The sequence below is a fragment of the Nocardia sp. NPDC127526 genome (genome assembly GCF_042672265.1).
GTDB lineage: Bacteria > Actinomycetota > Actinomycetes > Mycobacteriales > Mycobacteriaceae > Nocardia.
This window is the reverse complement of the sequence record NZ_JBHXVO010000002.1, coordinates 115,663-136,228: the sequence shown is the minus strand read 5'-3', so window position 1 is coordinate 136,228 and position 20,566 is coordinate 115,663. Positions and strand designations below refer to the sequence as shown.

The 20,566-nt window shown below is 71.3% G+C and carries 9 protein-coding genes; 6 read left to right on the top strand and 3 right to left on the bottom strand.

Annotated features, from left to right (window positions below; genetic code table 11):
• The first annotated feature begins 27 nt into the window (after nucleotides 1–27).
• Nucleotides 28–2,409 carry a type I polyketide synthase gene (locus ACFVIV_RS03705; protein ID WP_379193233.1) on the top strand — a complete coding sequence of 794 codons (2,382 nt, stop codon included), beginning with the start codon at nucleotides 28–30 and terminating at the stop codon, nucleotides 2,407–2,409.
• 24 nt (nucleotides 2,410–2,433) lie between these two features.
• The gene (locus tag ACFVIV_RS03700; protein ID WP_379193232.1) at nucleotides 2,434–3,711 is read left to right on the top strand and encodes an FAD-dependent oxidoreductase; all 1,278 of its coding nucleotides are present in this window, start codon (nucleotides 2,434–2,436) and stop codon (nucleotides 3,709–3,711) included.
• 21 nt (nucleotides 3,712–3,732) lie between these two features.
• Here the strand turns inward: ACFVIV_RS03700 and ACFVIV_RS03695 are convergent, their stop codons facing one another.
• The gene (locus ACFVIV_RS03695) at nucleotides 3,733–5,283 is read right to left on the bottom strand and encodes a succinic semialdehyde dehydrogenase (protein ID WP_379193231.1); all 1,551 of its coding nucleotides are present in this window, start codon (nucleotides 5,281–5,283) and stop codon (nucleotides 3,733–3,735) included.
• A 202-nt stretch (nucleotides 5,284–5,485) separates the two neighbouring features.
• On the opposite strand from ACFVIV_RS03695, the gene ACFVIV_RS03690 reads away from it, so the two are divergent.
• Genes ACFVIV_RS03690 through ACFVIV_RS03675 form a run of 4 tightly spaced genes read left to right on the top strand, consistent with a single transcriptional unit; the run spans nucleotide 5,486 to nucleotide 17,954 of the window.
• The gene (locus ACFVIV_RS03690; RefSeq protein ID WP_379193230.1) at nucleotides 5,486–12,214 is read left to right on the top strand and encodes an SDR family NAD(P)-dependent oxidoreductase; all 6,729 of its coding nucleotides are present in this window, start codon (nucleotides 5,486–5,488) and stop codon (nucleotides 12,212–12,214) included.
• A 37-nt stretch (nucleotides 12,215–12,251) separates the two neighbouring features.
• Entirely contained in the window at nucleotides 12,252–15,566 is a 3,315-nt protein-coding gene (locus ACFVIV_RS03685) for a type I polyketide synthase (protein WP_379193229.1), read from the top strand.
• A gap of 16 nt (nucleotides 15,567–15,582) precedes the next feature.
• Complete coding sequence (locus ACFVIV_RS03680) at nucleotides 15,583–16,632, top strand: AfsA-related hotdog domain-containing protein (RefSeq protein ID WP_379193228.1); 1,050 nt, start codon at nucleotides 15,583–15,585, stop codon at nucleotides 16,630–16,632.
• Nucleotides 16,629–17,954 (top strand): FAD-dependent oxidoreductase, encoded by a 1,326-nt coding sequence (locus ACFVIV_RS03675; protein ID WP_379193227.1) that lies wholly within the window; start codon nucleotides 16,629–16,631, stop codon nucleotides 17,952–17,954. The genes ACFVIV_RS03680 and ACFVIV_RS03675 overlap by 4 nt, the downstream gene beginning before the upstream one ends.
• Nucleotides 17,955–18,026: 72 nt before the next feature.
• Here the strand turns inward: ACFVIV_RS03675 and ACFVIV_RS03670 are convergent, their stop codons facing one another.
• Nucleotides 18,027–18,812 (bottom strand): BTAD domain-containing putative transcriptional regulator, encoded by a 786-nt coding sequence (locus tag ACFVIV_RS03670; protein WP_379193226.1) that lies wholly within the window; start codon nucleotides 18,810–18,812, stop codon nucleotides 18,027–18,029.
• Nucleotides 18,813–18,938: 126 nt separating this feature from the next.
• Nucleotides 18,939–20,531 (bottom strand): long-chain-fatty-acid--CoA ligase, encoded by a 1,593-nt coding sequence (locus ACFVIV_RS03665; protein ID WP_379193225.1) that lies wholly within the window; start codon nucleotides 20,529–20,531, stop codon nucleotides 18,939–18,941.
• Nucleotides 20,532–20,566: the final 35 nt, after the last annotated feature.

Here is a 20,566-nt window from a genome sequence, read left to right as displayed (position 1 = left end):
ACCGCGTCGGCACCGGAGGTCAGCGGTATGGCGGAGGACGAGCTGCGCAGCTATCTGCGCACCGCGGTGCGGGAACTGCAACAAGCCCGGGAACGACTGCGGCAGTACGAGTTCCGGGCGAGTGAGCCCATCGCGATCGTCGCGATGGGCTGCCGGTACCCCGGTGGTGTCACCGGACCCGAACAGCTGTGGGACATGGTCGCGGCGGGCCGGGACGTGATCTCGGAGTTCCCCGGCGACCGCGGGTGGCGGCTGGCCGGGCTGACCGATCCGGACGCCACCCGGCGGACGTATGTGCACCGGGGCGGATTCCTGGACGCCGCAGGCGATTTCGACGCCAGATTCTTCGGCATCAGCCCGCGCGAGGCACTCGCCATGGACCCGCAGCAGCGGCAGCTGCTGGAGGTGACCTGGGAGACTCTCGAACGCGCGGGCATCGATCCCACCGGGCTGCGCGGCAGCCGCACCGGCGTGTTCGTCGGCATGATCGGCAACTCCTACGGCGTCATCGACGGGTCCTACCGGGCGCTGACCGGTGCGGAGCTGACCGAGGTGAGCGGATTCCTCATGACCGGGGTGGCCGCGGCGGCGGCCTCGGGCCGCATCGCCTATGTGCTCGGCCTGGGCGGTCCGGCCGTGACGGTGGATACCGCGTGCTCATCGTCGCTGGTGGCGCTGCATCAAGCGGTGAACTCGCTGCGCCGGGGCGAAACGGAGCTGGCGCTGGCCGGCGGGGTCACCGTCATGACCACGCCCGATATGTTCGTCAGCAGCAGTGAGCGCGGCATGGCCCCGGACGGCCGGTGCAAGTCCTATGCCGCGGCCGCCGACGGCACCGCCTGGTCCGAAGGCGTGGGAATGCTGCTGCTGGAACGGCTTTCGCAGGCGCAGCGCAATGGGCACCCGATTCTGGCGACCATCCGCGGGTCGGCGCTCAATTCCGATGGGGAATCCAACGGTCTCACCGCCCCGAACGGGTCGGCGCAGCGGCGCGTCATCGCCGATGCGCTGGCCGATGCGCGGATCGCGGCCCCGGAGGTGGATGTGGTGGAGGGCCACGGCACCGGGACCATCCTCGGGGATCCCATCGAATTGCAGGCCCTGCTGGACACCTACGGGCGCGAGCGGCGACGGCCGCTGCTGCTCGGCTCGATCAAATCGAATATGGGGCACAGCCTGGCCGCCGCCGGAGTGGCCGGCGTCATCAAAATGGTGCTGGCGCTGCGGCACGGCCTCGTCCCGCCGACGCTGCACGTGGATGCGCCCACCCCGCACGTGGATTGGAACCGGGGGCAGGTGCGGCTGGCCACCACCGCGCAGCCGTGGCCCGAGACCGGGCAGCCGCGGCGGGCCGCGGTGTCCTCCTTCGGCATCAGCGGCACCAATGCCCATGTGATCCTGGAACAGGCTCCGGCGCAGGAGGATTCGGAGACTTCCTCGCGGCAGCGCCACGGCGGTGCGCTCCCGGGGCACGTCTGGGTGGTCTCGGCGCGCTCGTCGCGCGGGCTGACGGCGCAGGCCGCGCGGCTGGCGGATTTCCTGCGCACCCGCGACCATGCGGATCCCGGTGATATCGGGTACTCGCTGGCGGTCTCGCGGGCGCGCATGCCGCATCGGGCGTTGCTTATCGGGCGCAAACAGGCCGAACTCGTGGCCGCGGCGGAAGCGCTCGCGGCCGGGATCGACTCGGCGTCGGTCGTGCGTGGTCAGGCTTCTCCGGTGGCGAAAACGGTTGTGCTGTTGCCGGATACGCTTCCTGATCCCGCCGCGGTACGCGGCCTCTACCGCGACTTCCCGATATTCCGAAGTGTTTTCGACGAGCTGACACGGTCGTCGGCCGACTCCGAGCGGCTGCGCGGCCTTGTGCTCGTGGACAGTCCGGACCACGAAACATTGTGGAGTCTCGAGAATTCCGCCGATTCCTATCGATTCGCCGCGCAAGTCGGGTTGTATCGCTTGATGGAGTCGTTCGGTCTGGGGGCGGACTATCTGATCGGCCGGGGCGGGGGAGAGCAGGCGGCGGTGTACGCGGCGCAGGGCCGACATCCACGAATACCCTTGGCGCCCACGGGCGCGGGCTTCGAAGCCGCGCTGGAGTGGGTCGCGGAACGCGAGGGCACCATTCTGGTAGAGCTCGGCGGAGCCGAGGCCATCGAGCGGATCGGCGCGACGGTGCGCGCCGCGGTCGCGCCGGAGACCGACGTGGTCGCCGTCGCCGCCCTGGGCGTCAGCGGCCGCGAGAGCGGCGATCCGGGCCGGGCGGCGGTATCGGTCCTGACCGCGCTGGCCGCGGTGCACGCGGCCGGTGCGCCGGTGGACTGGGCGGCGCTGTACGCCGACTCGGGTGCGCGGCGAACCGATCTGCCCACCTACGCGTTTCAGCACCGCGAATACTGGCTGGGCCGGTAGATGGCGGGCGGCGGACGAGTCGCGGTGGTCGGGGCCGGCATCTCCGGATTGGGCGCGGCCCACCGCTTGCGCGGCGCCGGCCACCAGGTGGATCTCATCGATCGCGCGGCGGTCCCCGGAGGCCGCTGCGGGCCCGGCATTCTGTGCGGGCGGGCCATCATGGTGGGCGGGCGGCTGATCGGCGCGAAATACACCGCGCTGCGCGATTTCCTCACCGAGCTGGGGCCGTTCCCGCTGGAGCCGGCGTGGATGCGGCTCACCCACCTCATCGACGGCGACCTGGTCGCCCTCGACCACCGGGATCCGGCGAGCACCCTGCGCTATCTGGTGGGTGCGGGGGCGGCGGCCCCCGATGTGGTCAAGTTCTCGTATCTGAGCCGTCGCGCCCAGGACGAGCCCGGCCTGCTGGCGCCGGGATACTTCAGCAAGCTGGCCGGGCTGGGCGACCGCAAACCGCTCACCGACCACTTCGATCCGGTCATCGCGCGGAAGCTGCTGGCGCCCATGACGATCTGGATGCACGGGGCCGAACCCGACGAAGTGCACCTGGGTTCCTTCGGTATGGTGCTGTCGACCATTATCGACGAATTCGAACAGCTCACCGACGGGATTCAGCCGGTGGTGGCGCAACTGGCGCGGCGGGGTGTCGCGCTGCGCACCGGGACGACGGTGTCGCGGGTGCTGGTGCGCAACGGCCGCGTGCGCGGCCTCACGCTGTCCGAGGGCGGCGGCCCCGCGGTGGATCGCCATTACGACGCGGTGGTGCTGGCGCTGCCCGCGGTGGTGGCCTCGGAGCTGACGACGGACGAATTCCCGGCGCTGGCCAAGCTTTTGGCTCAGGTCCGCTACCTGCCCGCGGCGGCCGCGGTGGTCGAATACGATCGTGAGGTGTTCCCGCCGGGCGTGGGCGGGATCAGTCTCGACAACGGGCCGTGCCGGATGGCGGGCGCATATGGCGTGGAGCGCCGGAATACGGTGCGGTACACCTTCTCCGGGCGTGCCGCGCGACCGTTGCCCACGGCCGCGGTCCTCGACACCTGGCTCGGCCGCACCGAGCGATTGCTCGCCGACAGTTTCGGGCTCGGCGCGCTGCGGCGGCGCGGGGTGGTGCGGCGCGGCTGGGCCGCGGGATATTGCGCCTACCTTCCGTTCCATCTCGAGTTCACCACCAAGCTGCGGCACGAGCTGGCGGCCTGCGGGCGGCTGTCCCTGGCCGGAGACTTTCTGCTCGGCACCTCGCTGGAGGCGTGCTTCCGCTCCGGAGTGGCTGCTGCGGAGGCGGTTACCACCGAATTGTCGTGAAGCCCGCCTCGCGGCGACGGGTCAGGGCCGGCCGGGCAGCCGCGCGATGAACTCGGCGATGGGCACCTGCATGCGGTGGAACCGTTCCGGGGACCCGCCCGCCGGTGGACCCATGATCCCGGTCCCGGCGGTGGCAATGGTCTGGGGTTCGGTGTATTTGAGCAGGCCATCGGGACCGTGGCGGCGGCCCAGACCGGAATCACCCATCCCGCCCATGGGTGCGCCCGGGCTCGCGGCAGCCGCCGCGTAGCCCTCGCCGACGGTGACCGCACCGCAGCGCAGCCGCGCCGCGATTGCCGCGCCCTCGGCCGGGGTCGCGGCGAAGACCGCCGCATTGAGCCCGTAGTCGGAATCGTTGGCCTGCTCGACGGCCTCGTCCACCTCGGCGACCGGGTACAGCGACACCAGCGGACCGAAGGTCTCCGCCCGCGCGCAGTCCATGGCCTCGGTGACGCCGGTGAGGACGGTGGGTTCGAAGAACAGCGGACCGAGGTCCGGGCGGGGACGGCCGCCGGTACAGATCCGCGCCCCCTTGGACGTGGCGTCGGCCAGGTGCTTGCTGACCGTCTCCAATTGCTCGGCGGAGGTCAAACTTCCCATGTCCCAGCCGAAATCGTAGCCCGGCCCGAGTTTCATGCCGGCGACGGCCGTCACCAGCTTCTCGGTGAACTGCTCGTGGACGCGCTGTTGGACATAGATGCGCTCGATGGACAGGCACAGCTGTCCGGCATTGGAGAAGCACGCCCGCGTCGCGATTCGCGCCACGGCGTCGAGATCCGCTCCGGCGGTGACGATCATGGGATTCTTGCCGCCCAGCTCCGCGGCGAATCCGATGAGCCGGTCCGCGCACCGGCGGGCCAGGGTGCGGCCGGTGGCCGTGGAACCGGTGAACATGAGGAAATCGCAGCCATCGGCAATGGCGCGGCCGACGGTGGCGCCCGGACCCGGCAGCACCGCCAGCAGCCCGCGCGGCAGTCCGGCCCGGTACAGCAGTTCGGCATTGGCCAGCGCCGAGAACGGCGTGCGCGCAGCGGGTTTGAGCAGCACCGCATTACCCGCCAGCAGGGCGGGCAGTGAGTCGCCGATGGCCAGGAACATCGGATAGTTCCAGGGGGCGATCACACCGACCACACCCTTGGGCCGGTGGTGGACGCGCGCGCCGGTCACCAGCGGCAGTGGTCCCGGTACGCGGCGCGGCCGCAGCAGCCCACCCGCGGTCCGGGCATAGTAGCGGGCGCCGGCCAGCACGCCCAGGATCTCCTCCTGCGCCGTCCAGCGGGCCTTGCCCGTCTCGGCCTGAATGATGTCCAGCAGCCGATCCCGTTCGCGGTACACCGATTTCCGGTACCGGTCGAGGACGGCGATGCGCTCCCGCACCGGGCGGGCCGCCCACTCCCGCTGTGCGGCGCGGGCCGTCGCGAGTGCCGCGGTGACATCCTCGGCATCGGCCACCGCGACCTCGCCCAGCGGGTCGCCGGTGAACACCTCGTCGACGACGGCGGTGCGGCCGCCCGGGGCGACCGCGGCCAGGCCGCTGAGACGGTGCAGGACAGTGGATTCCGGAACAGGCATCGTCGTACTCCTCTTCGAACGACCCGCGCCCCGACGCTAACCCGCGGGCGGCATCCCCGGTGGCGGCGGTTGCCTCGCGGTTACCGCACGGTGGGCGTCCGCAGACCGCGCCTTCCTAGGCTCGATCGAGACGGCGCCGGGATCCGCGGATCCCTTGGCGCACCGATGGTTTCCAGGCGCGGCGACAGCGAGGAGCGCGACGATGGTGAACGACCGCGGGATGTCCGGTGCGGACTCGGCCGACCTGCTGCGCCGGCTGGCCCAACCGGCGCAGCTGAGCCCGGCCGAACGGGTCCGCCTGCTGCGCGAACTGGTCGTGCGGCAGGTGCGGGAGGTGTTGGGCGCCCTGGCCCCCGACGAGATCGACCCCGACCTGTCGTTCCAGCAGCTGGGTTTCGATTCCCGCTCCGCGGTGGAACTGCGGGACCGGTTGCGCCGCACCACCGGTGTGGAACTCACCGCGGCCGTGGCCTTCGACTATCCGACCATCGAGCGGATGGCGCAGCTGCTGTACATCCGGCTCACCGGCGCCGAACCCACCGAGGTCGATACAGACGCCCGGGCGGTGACGGCCCCGGAGGAGCCGATCGCCATTATCGGCCTGGCCTGCCGCTATCCCGGCGGTATCGCCTCGCCGGAGGACATGTGGCGCATCCTCGCCGACGAGACGGCGGTGACGGGGGAGTTCCCGGCCGATCGCGGCTGGGCGGACATCTATGATCCCGAGCCCGGCGCGGTCGGCAAGTCCTATGTGCGGACCGGTGGATTCCTCTACGACGCACCGTTGTTCGACGCCGACTTCTTCGGCATCTCCCCGCGCGAGGCCGCGGCCATGGATCCGCAGCAGCGGCAGCTGCTGGAAACCGCCTGGGAGGCCGTCGAATACGCGCGCATCGATCCGGCCTCGCTGCGCGGCAGCCGCACCGGCGTCTATGTCGGGCAGTTCTACACCGACTACTCCGATGACGACGCACCGCCGGAACTGCACGGGTACCTGATGACCGGTGTCACGGGAAGTGTTGCCTCCGGCCGGATCTCGTACTCGCTGGGCCTGGAGGGCCCGGCCATTACCGTCGACACCGCCTGCTCGTCCTCACTGGTCACCCTGCACCTGGCGACGCAGGCGCTGCGGCGCGGGGAATGCGAACTCGCGCTGGCCGGCGGGGTCACCGTCATGGCGAAACCCAGTTCCTTCATCGGATTCAGCCTGCAACGCGGGCTGGCGCCGGACGGCCGCTGCAAATCCTACGGCGCGGGCGCCGACGGCACCGTGTGGTCCGAGGGCGTGGGCATGCTGGTGCTGGAACGTCTTTCGCAGGCGCAGCGGCGCGGGCGCCGGATTCTCGCGGTGGTGCGGGGTTCGGCGGTGAATCAGGACGGCGCCTCCAATGGGCTGGCCGCGCCCAATGGGCCCGCCCAGGAGCGGGTGATCCGGGCGGCGCTGGCCGACGCGGGCATCGGGGCGGGCGATGTGGACCTGGTCGAGGGGCACGGCACCGGAACGGTGCTCGGTGATCCCATCGAGGTGCAGGCCCTGCTGTCGACCTACGGTCGCGGGCGCGGAGCCGGGGATCCGCTGTGGCTGGGATCGATCAAATCCAATATGGGCCACACCCAGGCGGCCGCGGGTGTCGCCGGCGTCATCAAGACCGTCATGGCCATGCGGCACGAGACCATGCCGCGCACCCTGCACGCGGATGCGCCCACCGAGCATGTGAACTGGGCCGACGGGCAGGTGCGGCTGCTGTCGGCCGCGCGGCCGTGGCCGCGTCGTGAGCGGGCGCGGCGGGCGGGCATCTCCTCGTTCGGTATCAGCGGCACCAATGCGCACGTGATCATCGAGGAACCGCCGCGGCCGGAGCCCGCGCCCGTCGACCGCACCCTGCCGCCGATCACCGCGTGGGTGCTGACCGCGCGGGCCGAGGAGGGGGTGACCGCGCAGGCCGAGCGGCTGCGCGCCATGGTGCACGCCGATCCGGAGCTGTCGGTCGTGGACGTCGGTTATGCGCTGGCCGCCACCCGCGCCGAGTTCGACCGGCGTGCCGTGCTGCTCGGCGCCGATCGCACCGAACTGCTGAAAGCACTGGATGTGCTTGCCGCCGAAGATGATTCCGAAGCCGTGGTGCGCGGATCCACCGACCGGGACGTGCGCACGGCGCTGTTGTTCCCCGGCCAGGGCGCGCAACGGCCCGGGATGGGACGCGCGCTGTACGACTGCTATCCGGTGTTCGCCGACGCCCTCGACGAGATCTGCGCACAGTTCGACGCCATCAGCCCGCAGTGGCAGGCCGGTCTGCGCGTGGTGATGTTCGCCGCGCCCGGCACGCCGGAGGCCGCGCTGCTCGACACCACCGGATACACCCAGCCCGCGCTGTTCGCGATCGAGGTGGCGCTGTACCGCCTGCTGTCCGCGTGGGGGGTGCGGCCGGATCGGCTCGCGGGACATTCGATCGGCGAGATCGCCGCGGCGTACGTGGCCGGTGTGTGGTCGCTGCCGGATGCCTGCGCCCTGGTCGCCGCGCGCGGCCGGCTCATGCAGGCGCTGCCGGGCGGTGGCGCGATGGTGGCGGTCGAGGCCGACGAGGACGCCGTGGCCGAGCTGGTCGCCGAACGCGCGGACCGGATGTCGGTGGCCGCCGTGAACGGCCCGCGTTCGCTGGTGCTCTCCGGCGACGAGGACGCCGTCGACGAGGTGGCCGGGCTGCTCGCCGCACGCGGCACCCGGACCAAACGGCTCATCGTCAGCCATGCCTTCCACTCGCCGCGCATGGCGCCGATGCTGGACGAATTCCACCGGGTCTGTGCGGGTCTCACCTTCCACACCACGACGGTGCCGATCGTCTCCACGGTCACCGGGGAGCCGTTGACCGACGCCGAACTCCGATCGCCGGAGTACTGGGTGGCGCAGGTGCGGCAGCCGGTGCGTTTCCAGGCGGCCGTGCAGCGGCTGCTCGGCGAGGAGGGCGTCTCGGTCTTGTGGGAGGCCGGGCCCGGCACCGTACTCACCGGACTGGTGCATCGGACCGCCGCCGACATCGATGCCGCGCCGACGGCCGCGGCCGTGCTGCGCGAACCCGCCGCCGAGGAGCCGCGGGATCTGATGCGGGCCCTCGCGGCCGGGTATTGCGCGGGCGCGCATGTGGATTGGGCGGCGACGTTCGCGGGCACCGGGGCGCGTCCGGTCGATCTGCCCACCTATCCGTTCCGGCGGCCGCGATTCTGGCTGGAGCCGGTGGGCGGCGCCGATGTGGGCGGCGCGGGTCTCACCGCGGCCGATCATCCGCTGCTGGGCGCCATGGTCGATCTTCCGGAGACCGCGAGCCGGGTGTGGACCGGGCTGCTCGCCCTGCGCACCCATGCCTGGCTGGCCGATCACGATATCGCCGGCAGTGTGCTGCTGCCCGGCACCGCCTACGTCGAGATGGCGCTGCACGCGGGCGCGGCGACGGACTGCCCGCGGCTGGCCGAGCTGATTCTGCAAGCGCCGCTGGTGCTTCCGGATACCGGAGCCGTCGAGCTGCGGGTGGTCGCCGGTGCGCCCGAGGCCGACGGGTCCCGGTCGGTGAGCGTGTACTCCCGGCCCCGCGCCGAAGCCGGGGAACCCGGGGAGTGGGTCTGTCATGCCGCGGGCGTGCTGCAACCGGATGGCGAAAACATTCCGGCCGCAACCGATCTGGTGACCTGGCCGCCGCCGGGCGCGGAACGCGTCGAGCTGGAGGGCGGGTACGAACAGCTCGCCGGACACGGCTACCGGTACGGTCCGTTGTTCCAGGGGCTGACCGCCCTGTGGCGGCGCGGCGAGGAACTGTTCGCGGAAGTCGATCTGCCCGATTCGGCCCGAGGGTCGGCCGAGCGGTTCGGAGTGCACCCGGCGCTGCTGGACGCGGCGCTGCACGCGCTGGCCCTGGGCGGTCACGCCCCTGGTGCGGACGAGGTTTCGGTGCCGTTCTCGTGGGAGGACGTGCGGCTGCACGCCGTGGGCGCACAATCGCTGCGGGTGCGGGTGGCGGTCCCGGCGGCGGACCGCATCACGCTCACCCTCGCCGATCCGGTCGGCAATCCGGTCGCGCAGGTGGGTGCGCTGACGCTGCGCACGCTGCCCCGTTCGGCGCTGACCGCGGCCCGCACGGTGGGGACGGACCTTTTCGTCGCGGGCTGGACCGCCCTGCCCGCCGCCGAACCCGAGCCGATCGGCTGGGAGGCCGGTGACGGCTACGAGATCGCGACCGCCGGAGCGCGGCGCATCGCGGTCCTGCGCACGGAGTTCGATTCCGGCCTCGAGGAAACAAAGGGCGGCACACCGGAATTCGCGCGACAGCGGGTGACGGCGCTGCTGGCCCGCCTGCAATCGCTGCTCACCGCGGAGGCGAGCGAGGAGACCGTGCTGGTGGTGACCCGCCACGCCGTGGCCGTGCACGCCGCGGAAACCCCGGATCTCACCGGTGCGGCCGCCTGGGGTCTGCTGCGCAGCGCGCAGAGCGAACAGCCGGGCCGGGTGCTGCTGGTGGACATCGACGATCCGGACGGCTATCGCGAGGCCGTCGCGCAGGCGCTGGCCGTCGCCGGGGAACCGCAGCTCGCCATTCGCGACGGCGTGGCCCACACGGTCCGGCTCGGTCGCGACGCGGCGGATGCGCTGGTGCCCAGCACCGGTGCCGACGGCGAGCCGTGGCGGCTCGCGCCGCAGGGCCTGGGCACCCTCAGCGCCGACAATCTCGCGCTGGTGGCCGACGAGGCCGCCGCCGCACCGCTGCCGCCGGGACACGTGCGGGTCGCGGTGCGCGCGTGCGGCGTCAACTTCCGCGATGTGCTCATCGTGCTGGGCATGTACCCGGATCCGGAGGCCGCCATCGGCGGTGAGGGCGCGGGCGTGGTCATCGAAGTGGCCGCCGATGTCACCGAATTCGCGCCCGGGGACCGGGTTTTCGGGTTCCTGCCGGCGGTCGCCTCGACCGCGGCGGTGGATCGGCGGCTGCTGGCGCGGATGCCGCGCGGGTGGACCTTCGCGCAGGCCGCCGCCACGCCGGTGGTCTTCGCGACCGCCTATTACGGGCTGGTCGATCTGGCCGGGCTCACCGCTGGTGAGACGTTGCTGCTGCACGCCGCCACCGGCGGTGTCGGCATGGCCGCCGTGCAGCTGGCCCGCCACTTGGGCGCGGAACTCTACGTCACCGCCAGTCGGCCGAAGTGGCCGGTGCTGCGTGCGATGGGATTCGGCGATGGTCATATCGGCGATTCCCGCAGCCTGGACTTCGAGGCGCGGTTCGCCGCCGCCACCGGTGGCCGCGGCGTCGATGTCGTACTCGATTCGCTGGCAAACGAATTCGTCGACGCCTCCCTGCGGCTGCTGCCGCGCGGCGGGCGGTTCATCGAGATGGGCATGACCGACCGGCGTGATCCGGCGGAGGTCGCGGCAGCGCATCCCGGTGTCCGCTACCGTGCCTTCCACCTCATGGAGGCCGGGCCCGACCGGTTGCGCGAGATTCTCGCCACGCTCGTCGAGTTGTTCGAATCCGGTGTGCTGCAACCGATCACCACCTCGGCGAGGCCGGTGCGGGAGGCCGCCGAGACCTTGCGATTCATGAGCCAGGCCCGCCACATCGGCAAGAACGTGCTCACCGTCCCCGCGCCATGGGCGTCCGACGGCACCGTCCTGATCACCGGCGGCACCGGCGGACTGGGAGCCATGCTGGCGCGCCATCTGGTCACCGACCGGGGCGTGCGCCGGCTGCTGCTGGTCAGTCGGCGAGGTCGCGAGGCCGAGGGCTCCGCCGAGCTGCTGGAGGAGCTCACCGCCCGGGGCGCCGAGGTGACCATCGCCGCCGCGGATGTGGCGGAGCCGCAAGCCGTTTCGACGCTGCTGGCCGGTATTCCGGCCGAACATCCGCTCACCGCGGTCATCCATGCCGCCGGCGTGGTCGATGACGGGGTCCTGGAATCGCTGACCGCCGAACAGGTGACGGCGGTCTTCCGGCCCAAGGTCGACGCCGCGTGGCAGCTGCACCGAGCCACCGCAGACGCCGATCTCGCCGCGTTCGTGCTCTACTCCTCGGTGGCCGGCGTGCTGGGTGGTCCCGGACAGGCCAATTACGCCGCGGCCAATGCCTTCCTCGACGCCCTCGCCCAGCAGCGGCGCGGCGCCGGACTGCCCGCGACGGCCATAGCCTGGGGCGCCTGGCGCGGCACCGACGGCATGACCGCCGAACTCGGCGACCAGGATTGGGCGCGCATGCGGCGGCAGGGCATGCGGCCCATCGACGATGCGCACGGCGCCGCCTTGTTCGACGCGGCCGTCTCGGGTCCGGCCGCCGCGGTGGTCGCGGCCCGGCTCGACACGGCGGCGCTGTCGGCGCTGGACCCCGGCGATATGCCGCCGCCGCTGCGCGGACTGGCCCGGCCGGGGCGGCGCACCGCGGCCGTGCGGACCGCCGAATCGGCCACCTTCGTCGCGGGCCTGGTCGGTCGCGAACCGGCCGAGCAGACGCGGGCCATTGTGGACGCGCTGCGGGTGCAGGCGGCCGCGGTACTGGGTCACCCGTCACCGGATGCCATCGATCCGGCGCGGCCGTTCCAGGAACTCGGCTTCGACTCGCTGGGTGTCATGGAATTCCGCAACCGGCTCAAGTCGGCGCTGGGCATCACCCTGGGGGCCACGGTGGTCTTCGACCATCCGACCCCGGCCGCATTGGCCGAATACCTGCGGGCCGAACTCGTTCCGGTCGACGACGCCCCCGCGCGGCTGCGCGCCGGGATCGAGGCGGTGGCCCGCGACTGCGCCGCGGCCGCGCTCGCGCCCGAGGACAAGCGCGAGCTGGCCGCGCGACTGCGGGCGCTGGTGCGCGAACTCGACACCGGTCTCGACGAGACCCCGCTGGATCTGGACACCGCCGAGGACCGCGAGCTGTTCGGACTCATCGACCAGCTGGACTGAGCGGCAACGGGATTCGGAACGACAGCGAGGAGGGGAGATGGCCGAGGAGGAATTGCGGCGCTACCTGCGGCGCACGGTGCAGGATCTGCTGCAGGCGCGCCAGGAGTTGAAGGAGTTGCGCGAGCGGGTCACCGAGCCGATCGCCATCATCGGAATGGCCTGCCGGTTCCCTGGCGGTATCGATTCACCGGAAGACCTGTGGCGGATGGTGTCCGAGGGCCGCCACGTGTGCGGCCCGTTCCCGGCCGATCGCGGCTGGCGACCGGCCGCCGCCCACGACGAGCCGGGCAATCCCACCGTCGCCACCGGCGGATTCCTCGATGACGCCGCCGGTTTCGACGCCGGGTTCTTCGGGATCTCCGAACGCGAGGCGGCCGCCATGGATCCGCAGCAGCGGCTCCTGCTCGAAGTGGCATGGGAGGCGTTCGAGCGCGCGCACATCGATCCGGCGTCGCTGCGCGGCAGCGACACCGGGGTGTTCGCGGCGGTCAGCGATCAGGTGTACTCGGACTGGTGCCCCGACTGGGACGGCTACGAAACCTATTACGTGCTGGGCAATCAGGTGAGCCTGGCGACCGGGCGCATTGCCTACGCGCTCGGGCTCAACGGACCCGCCATCACCGTCGACACCGCCTGCTCGGGTGCGCTGGTGGCGCTGCACCAGGCGGTGCAGGCGCTGCGCGGCGGCTCGTGCGGGCTGGCGCTGGCCGGCGGCATCACCGTGATCGATTCACCCACCCAGTTCGTGGCGTTCTCCCGGCAGCGGGCACTGGCCCCGGACGGGCGGTGCAAACCGTACGCGGCCGCCGCCGACGGCACCGCCTGGTCGGAGGGCGTAGGACTGGTTGTGCTGGAAAGACTTTCGGACGCCGTCCGCAACGCACATCCGGTGCTGGCGGTGGTCCGCGGCACCGCGGTCAACTCCGACGGCGCCTCCAACGGACTCACCGCCCCCAATGGCCAAGCGCAACAACAGGTCATCCGGCAGGCGCTGGCATCAGCGGGACTGCTCCCCACCGATGTGGATGTCATCGAGGGCCACGGCACCGGCACCGTGCTCGGCGATCCCATCGAGGCGCAAGCGCTGCTCGCCACCTACGGCCGGCACCGAGCGCCGGACCGGCCGGCGTGGCTGGGATCGGTGAAATCCAATATCGGCCACACCCAGTCGGCGGCCGGGGCGGCGGGACTGATCAAAATGGTGGCGGCCATGCGGCACGCGACCGTGCCCGCCAGCCTCCACGTCGACCGGCCCTCCGAGCACATCGACTGGGGGAGCGGGCAACTGCGGCTGGCCACCGACGCGACGCCCTGGCCGGACTCGGGGCGGCCGCGCCGTGCGGCGATCTCGGCCTTCGGGTTCAGCGGCACCAATGCACACGCCATCGTGGAATACGACCCGGCCGGGTACACAACAGTGTCGTCGGAGAAGGCGGCGGCCCGAGCGGATTCGGCCGCGCGGACGGACTCGGGTTCGACGCCCGACCGTGCCGATTCCGTCGTGCGGAGGGCATCGGGTCCGGCCCCCGCCCATGCCGATTCGATCGTGCAGGCGTCGTCGGATGCAGCGCTAGTCCTGCCGGATTCGGTGGCGCGCACGTCGCTGCCCGCCTATCCGGTGGTGCTGTCGGCGCGCACTCCTGGGGCACTGCGGGAGCAGGGCGCTCGGCTGGCGGCGGCGCTGGGGCCCGGCGCGGAGTCCGGCGTGTCGACGCGCTCGGCCGAGAATCCTGTCACCGTGGCCGACCTCGGCTTTTCTTCGGTCACCACCCGGGCCGTATTCGACCATCGCGCGGTACTGGTGGCCGGCGACCACGACCGATTGCGGGCCGCCGCGACGGCGGTGGCGCAGGCCGGGGGCAGCCGGGACGCGGTGACCGGAGCGGTGTCGGCGGGGCGGCTCGGGGTGCTGCTGCCCGGGCAGGGGAGTCAGCGGCCGGGGATGGGATGCCAGCTGTACGAGACGTTCCCGGTGTTCGCGGCGGCCTTCGACGAGGTGTGCGCCGCGTTCGAACCGCACGTGGAACGGTCGTTGCGGGAGGTCGTGTTCGGTGCGGAGGAGGAAGTACTCGACCGCACGGAGTTCACCCAGCCGGCGCTGTTCGGGGTGCAGGTCGCGCTCTGGAGGTTACTCGAATCATGGGGTGTGACAGCGGATTTCCTGCTCGGGCATTCCATCGGCGAACTGTCGGCGGCGCACCTGAGCGGCGTGTTCTCGCTGTCGGACGCCGCCGCGGTGGTGGCGGCGCGCGGGCGGCTCATGCAGGGGCTCGGTCCCGGCGCCATGCTCGCGGTGCGGGCCGGTCGCGCCGATGCCGAAGCGGCGCTGGCCGGTTATGAGGACCGGGTGTCGATCGCCGCGGACAACGGGCCCAATGCGACAGTGCTGTCCGGGGACGAGGCGGCGGTGCTGGAGCTGGCGCGCTACTGGCGGGCGCGAGGTCGCCGGGTGCGGCGGTTGCGGGTGCGGCGCGCGTTCCATTCGCCGCATCTGGACGGGATGCTCGGCGAATTTCGCAGCGTACTGGACGGGGTCGAGCTGAAACCGCCGTCGATTCCGGTGGTGTCCAATGTGACCGGGGCCGTCGCATCGCCCACGCTGCTGTGCACACCCGAATACTGGGTGCGGCAGGCGCGTGGCGCGGTCCTGTTCCGCGACGGCGTGCGGGCGCTGCGCGAGGCCGGGGTGGATACCTTCCTCGAGGCAGGGCCGGGTGAGGTGCTGTCCGGAATGGTCGCCGAATGCGTCGCCGACGGCGGTTGCGCGATCCTGCCGGGCCTGCGGGAGGCCGATACCGAAGTGCCCGCGCTGCTGCGCGCGGTGGCCGGAGCCTGGGTGCGCGGGGCCGGAGTCGCCTGGGCGGAAGTGTTCGGTGGAACCGGCGCTCGCACTACGGATCTGCCGACCTACGCATTTCAGCATCGCAGGTATTGGGCAGGCACCCAGCACTATTGGTGCGGCAGCACCGTGGCGGCAGCGGACGGCACCGATACCGCGACCGCTGCGCACGATCCGGACGTAGCCGTGACCGAGGCGGATCCGCTCGCCGAGTTCCGGTCGGCGCTGGCCCAGATCGCGGACTCCGAGCGTGCGGACTACCTGCTGGCGACGGTGCGGGCGCAACTGGCCGCGACGCTGGCCGAGGGCGCTGAGACGGTGCGCATCGAGGACGATCGCGGTGTGCTGGCCATCGGGTTGACCTCGCTGTCGGTGCTCGAATTGCGCAGCCGGATCAGCGGACTCACCGGGCTGGTGCTGCCGGTGGGAGCCTTCCTGGACAACCCGACGCCCCGCGCCCTGGCGGCGGTGCTGGCCACCGAGCTGGCCGCTGCCGCGCAGCCGGCGGTGTGAGGGGAGAGGAGACGCAATGACATCGGACATGCGGTCAACGCACGAGCAACCTGAACACACGCGGATACCGCACGAGCAATCCGAATCCGCGGGCGGTTTGAGCTTCGAGCAGACCGTGCCGCGCTCGCTGGCACATCGACGCTGTCTGGGCGAGGTCTTCATCGCCGACACCGCCGCGGTGGGTGCGGGGGAATACCTTGCCGCGGTGCAGATTCCGCGTGCGCACCTGCTCTGGTCGGATCGCCCGGCGGACTGCCACGATCCGCTGGCGCTGGTGGAGGCCGTGCGGCAGACCATGACCGTGGTCGGGCATCGCTATCTGAATCTACCGCCGGGCACCGCGCTGAGCCTGCAGCGCGCCGCCGTGGAGATCGAGGATCGCAGTGCCCTGCACGATGACGGCGTCAATCCGCTGGAGGGCATTGTGCGGCTGCGCACCGATCTCACCGCGGGCAGCGCGTTTCTCAACGAGCACGGGTTCACCGCGACCGTGAGCGTGGGGGGAGATGCGGCGGTGAGCTTCCGGGGCGGGGGCATCGCTTTCCCGGCCGAAGCCTACGCCGAACTGCGGCGGCATCAACGCGACAACCGCCCGCCCCGCGCGGTGGGCGATGACAGCCCGGTCGTGCCGGTCGCGCCCGCGCGGGTGGGTCGTCGCGACACCCGCAATGTGGTGGTGGGTCACGGCGCCAACGGTCCGGAGTTGGTGGTGGATCGGCGGCATCCGGCGTTCTTCGATCACCCCTACGATCACGTGCCGGGACCGCTGCTGCTGGAAGGCTTCCGGCAGGCCGCCCTGCTCGCGGCCGGCGACGAGACCGGCGACCTCGATCCCGCCCCCGTCGCCCTGGAGGCCGACTTCACCGGCTTCGCCGAGTTCGGCGCGCCGCTGGTGTTCACCAGCCGAATCGACCGCGACGACGAGATCGATTCCGCCGAAGTACATCTCGAACTCGCCCAGTTCGGCGTCCGCATCGCGGGGTGCCGAATCGACATCGCCACCGGTTCCCCCGAATCGTGGCGCGATCCGGCCCCGGCCGCGGCATCCCGAGGAGACAGCAGATGAACAATCCGACACTCGATCAGCGGCGTATCGCCGTGGTGGGCGCGGGCATCGCCGGGATGGCGGCCGCGCTGGAACTGCACGAGGCCGGCTGCCAGGTCGATCTATTCGACCGGATGCCGGTGCTGGGCGGGCGTTTCGGGGTCGACCGGCTCGGCGGGCGGCCCGTCATGACCGGCGGCAAGAACCTCGGCCGCAAGTATTCGGCGCTGCGCGGATTCCTGGAACGGCTCGATACGCCGCGCTATGAACCGTTCGGCATCAATACCTCCCGCGTCGTCGACGGCAAGCTGCTGACCCTCGACAGCACCCAGTCCGCCTGGGACAAACTGACCCGGCTGCGCCGGCTCGGCTCGGTGCGCGATCTGGTGAAGCTGGCCCGGCTGGGCCTGCTGGTGCGGCGCGACGAGGCCAACCGGTTCCTGGGCGCGCCCGCCTTCGCCAGACTCGCCGCCGCCTCCGACGATCGGCCGCTGGCGGCGCACTTCGGTCCGGATATCGTGCGGAAGATGTTCCGGCCCATGACGGTTCGCATGAACGGCGCGGAACCGGACGAGGTGTACCTGGGGACCTTCGGCACCAATCTGTCGATGATCATGGACACCTACGATCAGCTCACCGACGGGATCATTCCGGCCCTGGCCGCGCTCACCCAGCGCGTGTCGGCGCACACCGGGGCGCAGGTGGAGCGGCTGATCACCGAGGGCGATCGCGTGACGGGCCTGGCCATCAGCATCGACGGCGGTCCGGTGGCCGAACACCCCTATGACGCGGTCGTGCTGGCGACACCGGCCTATGCCACGGCCGAGATCGTGAAGGCCGACCTGCCGCGATTGAGCGAAACCCTGGCGCAGGTGCGGTATTTCCCGGCCGCGGTGGTCCTGGTGCACTACGAGCGAGACGTGTTCGGCTCGCAGGTGCGCGCCATCGTGCTCGACGACGGCCCGTGCAGCAATGCCGGGGTGTACGGCATCGACGATCTCGATATCGTCCGGTACACCTTCAGCGGCCGCCTGGCCCGTCCCGTGCCCACCGACGCCCAGCTCGACACCTGGATCGACGACGCCGAACAGCGGCTGTTCGCGCTGCTGGGCCACACCCGGATCGCGCGCAAGGCCATGGTCAAACGCATCTGGGACGCCGCCTACTGCGCGTATGTGCCCGATCACGGCGCCTTCCTGGATCGGGTCCGCGGCCAGGTCCTCGGCGTCGAGGGGCTGGAGCTGGCGGGCGACTATCTGCGGGGCGCACCCCTGGAAGCCTGCTGCCGCTCGGGAATCGAAGCCGCACAGCGGATTCGAACCCGCCGCACGGTGGCCTCCTGATCCTGATAAGGGATGCGGCGCACCAGCTCACGCCGTTGGGCGGAACCGCCTCACGCCGTGGGCGGGACCGCCTCATGCTGTCGGGCGGAATTGCCTCGACTGCAGGCAGGAATCCTGGGCGAGGATGAGCCGGTGCAGCAGCCGCAGCTCCCGGCCGGGCTCGATACCGAGGTGCTCGACCAGCACCGCACGGGAGCGGTGATAGACCCGTAGCGCCTCCGCCTGGCGGCCCGACCGGTATAGCGCCAGCATGTACTGCCGGTGGAAGCCCTCCCGCAATGGCGCTGTGGCCGTGAGCATCTCCAGCTCCGGGGTGATCTCCCGATGCCGTCCGACCGCCAGCTCCGCCTCCAGGCAGTCCTCGTGCACATTGAGCCGTTCGTCCTCGAGGGCGGTGAGCTCGCTCCAGTCGATCCCGGCCTCCACCAGATCGGCCAGCGCGGTCCCGGACCACATGCCGACCGCCGCCCGCAGCCGCTCCCGGCCCGGTTCGGCCGCCCCGGCCTGCACGGCGGTGCGGCCCTGCTCGGCGAGGCGGCGAAAACGGTTGAGATCCACCGCATTCGGGTCCACGCGCAGCCGGTAGCCCGGATTCTCGGTCAGCAGGACCGCGCGCTCGAGCTCGGAATCGCCGTGGGCGAGGGTCTTTCGGATGGCCGACACCGCATTCTGCACGATCTTGCGCGCCGTGGGCGGCGGGCGATCCGGCCACAGCGCGGTCTGGATCCGGCTCGCGGCCACCGCCTGATTGTCGTGCAGCAGCAGATAGCCGAGCACGGCCCGGCGGGTCAGCCCGCCGAGATCGAGCCTGCTCCCGCCGGATCGGATATCCAGTGCGCCGAGAACACGGAATTCCATGGCGCCGCCTTCCGGTTCGTCCGTTCACGATCGCATCGATGGTGGAACACGGATTCGCCGGACAGTACCCCTACGAGGGGCACCCCTGGACGGATGGCGGGACCCCTGGGCCCCGCACCCCTGGGTTCAGTTCACCGCGCGGTCGCGGCCCTGCCAGAACGGTTCCCGCAGGCGGCGGCGCAGAATCTTGCCGCTGGCATTGCGGGGGACGGCATCGAGAATATCGATCTGCTGGGGGAGTTTGAACGAAGGCAGCTTGTCGCGCAGCGACATCAGCAGTTCGTGCGGAGTGGCCGACTGCCCGGGATGGAAGGCGACGAAGGCGTGCACGCGCTCGCCCCACCGCTCATCGGGCGCGCCGACCACGGCGGCCTCGCGGACCGCGGGATGGGCGACCAGGGCGTTCTCGACCTCGGCCGGGTAGACGTTCTCACCGGCCACGATGATCATGTCCTTGATCCGGTCGCAGATGTACAGATAGCCGTCGGCGTCCAAGCGGCCCGCGTCACCGGTGTGCAGCCAGCCGTCGATCAGGGTGTCGGCGGTGGCGTCCGCATTGTGGAAGTACTCGAGCATCATCGCCGGCCCGCGCACCACGACCTCGCCTATCTCGCCGGGCGGCAACGCATTTCCCGCCTTGTCCAGGATCATGATCTCCGATCCCGCATAGGGCGCGCCGGCCGAACGCAGGCGCGGATTGCCGGGGGTGTGGTCCGCGGGCGGCAGGAACGTGATCGGGGTGGCCGTCTCGGTCATCCCGTAGAACTGCAGGAACTCGCACCCGTAGAGCGACATGCACAGTGCGAGCATCTGTTCGGGCATGGGAGAGCCGCCGTAGGCGACCTGCCGCAGACCCGCGAAATCCGCCGGGGTGACACCCGGTTCGGCCAGCACCAGCAACAGCATGACCGGCACCCCGCAGACGGCGGTGACGCCCTGCGTGCGCATGGCTTCGAGGGCGGCGCCCGGCGTGTACTCGGGCAGCACGACGGTGGTGACGCCATCGAGCAGACCCTGCACCGCCCAAGCCAATCCAGCGATGTGGAAGCCGGGAATGAGAACCAGGCACCGATCCTCCGGCGGCACCTCGAGCCACGGCATATCCGAGCTGTCCCGCACCTCGCGCACCGCGAACAGGCTCTGCTGCGGAATGACCACGCCCTTCGGATTACCCGTCGTGCCACTGGTGTACATCTGCAACAGCGCCCGCTGCCGATCGCCCTCGGCGTCCGGCCGCTGATTGGCGTACGGCGCATACCACGCGGCGAATCCCGCCCCCGCGACCCCACCGGCATCCAGCCGCACCAGTTCGACACGCTGGTCGAGCTGCTGCACCGCCTGCTCGGCAACCCCTTCGTCGGCCGCATCCACGAACAACAGCCGGCACCCGGAATCGCCCAGAATATAAGCGATCTCGCTCCCCGTGAGCCGCCAGTTCACCGGCACCAGCACCACCCCGACATCCGCGGCCGCGATCAGCAGCTCATACAGCCGCTCACTGTCCCGACCGAGATACCCGATCCGCGCCCCCGGCGCCAGCCCCGCGGCCAGCAGCGCATTGGCGACCCGGCAGGACACCTGATAGAGACTGTCGAAGGTGGTCTTCCGCCCCTCGCAGACCAGGGCCACCGCATCCGGCTGCCCGGCCGCCCGAGCGGCAATCGCCCCGGGTAATCCTACCGTCGTCGGTACCGTCTCCGGCGTAGCTGGCTTCGTCATGGCATCCCCTGAAAAAGCTGTGGCGCACTGCATTT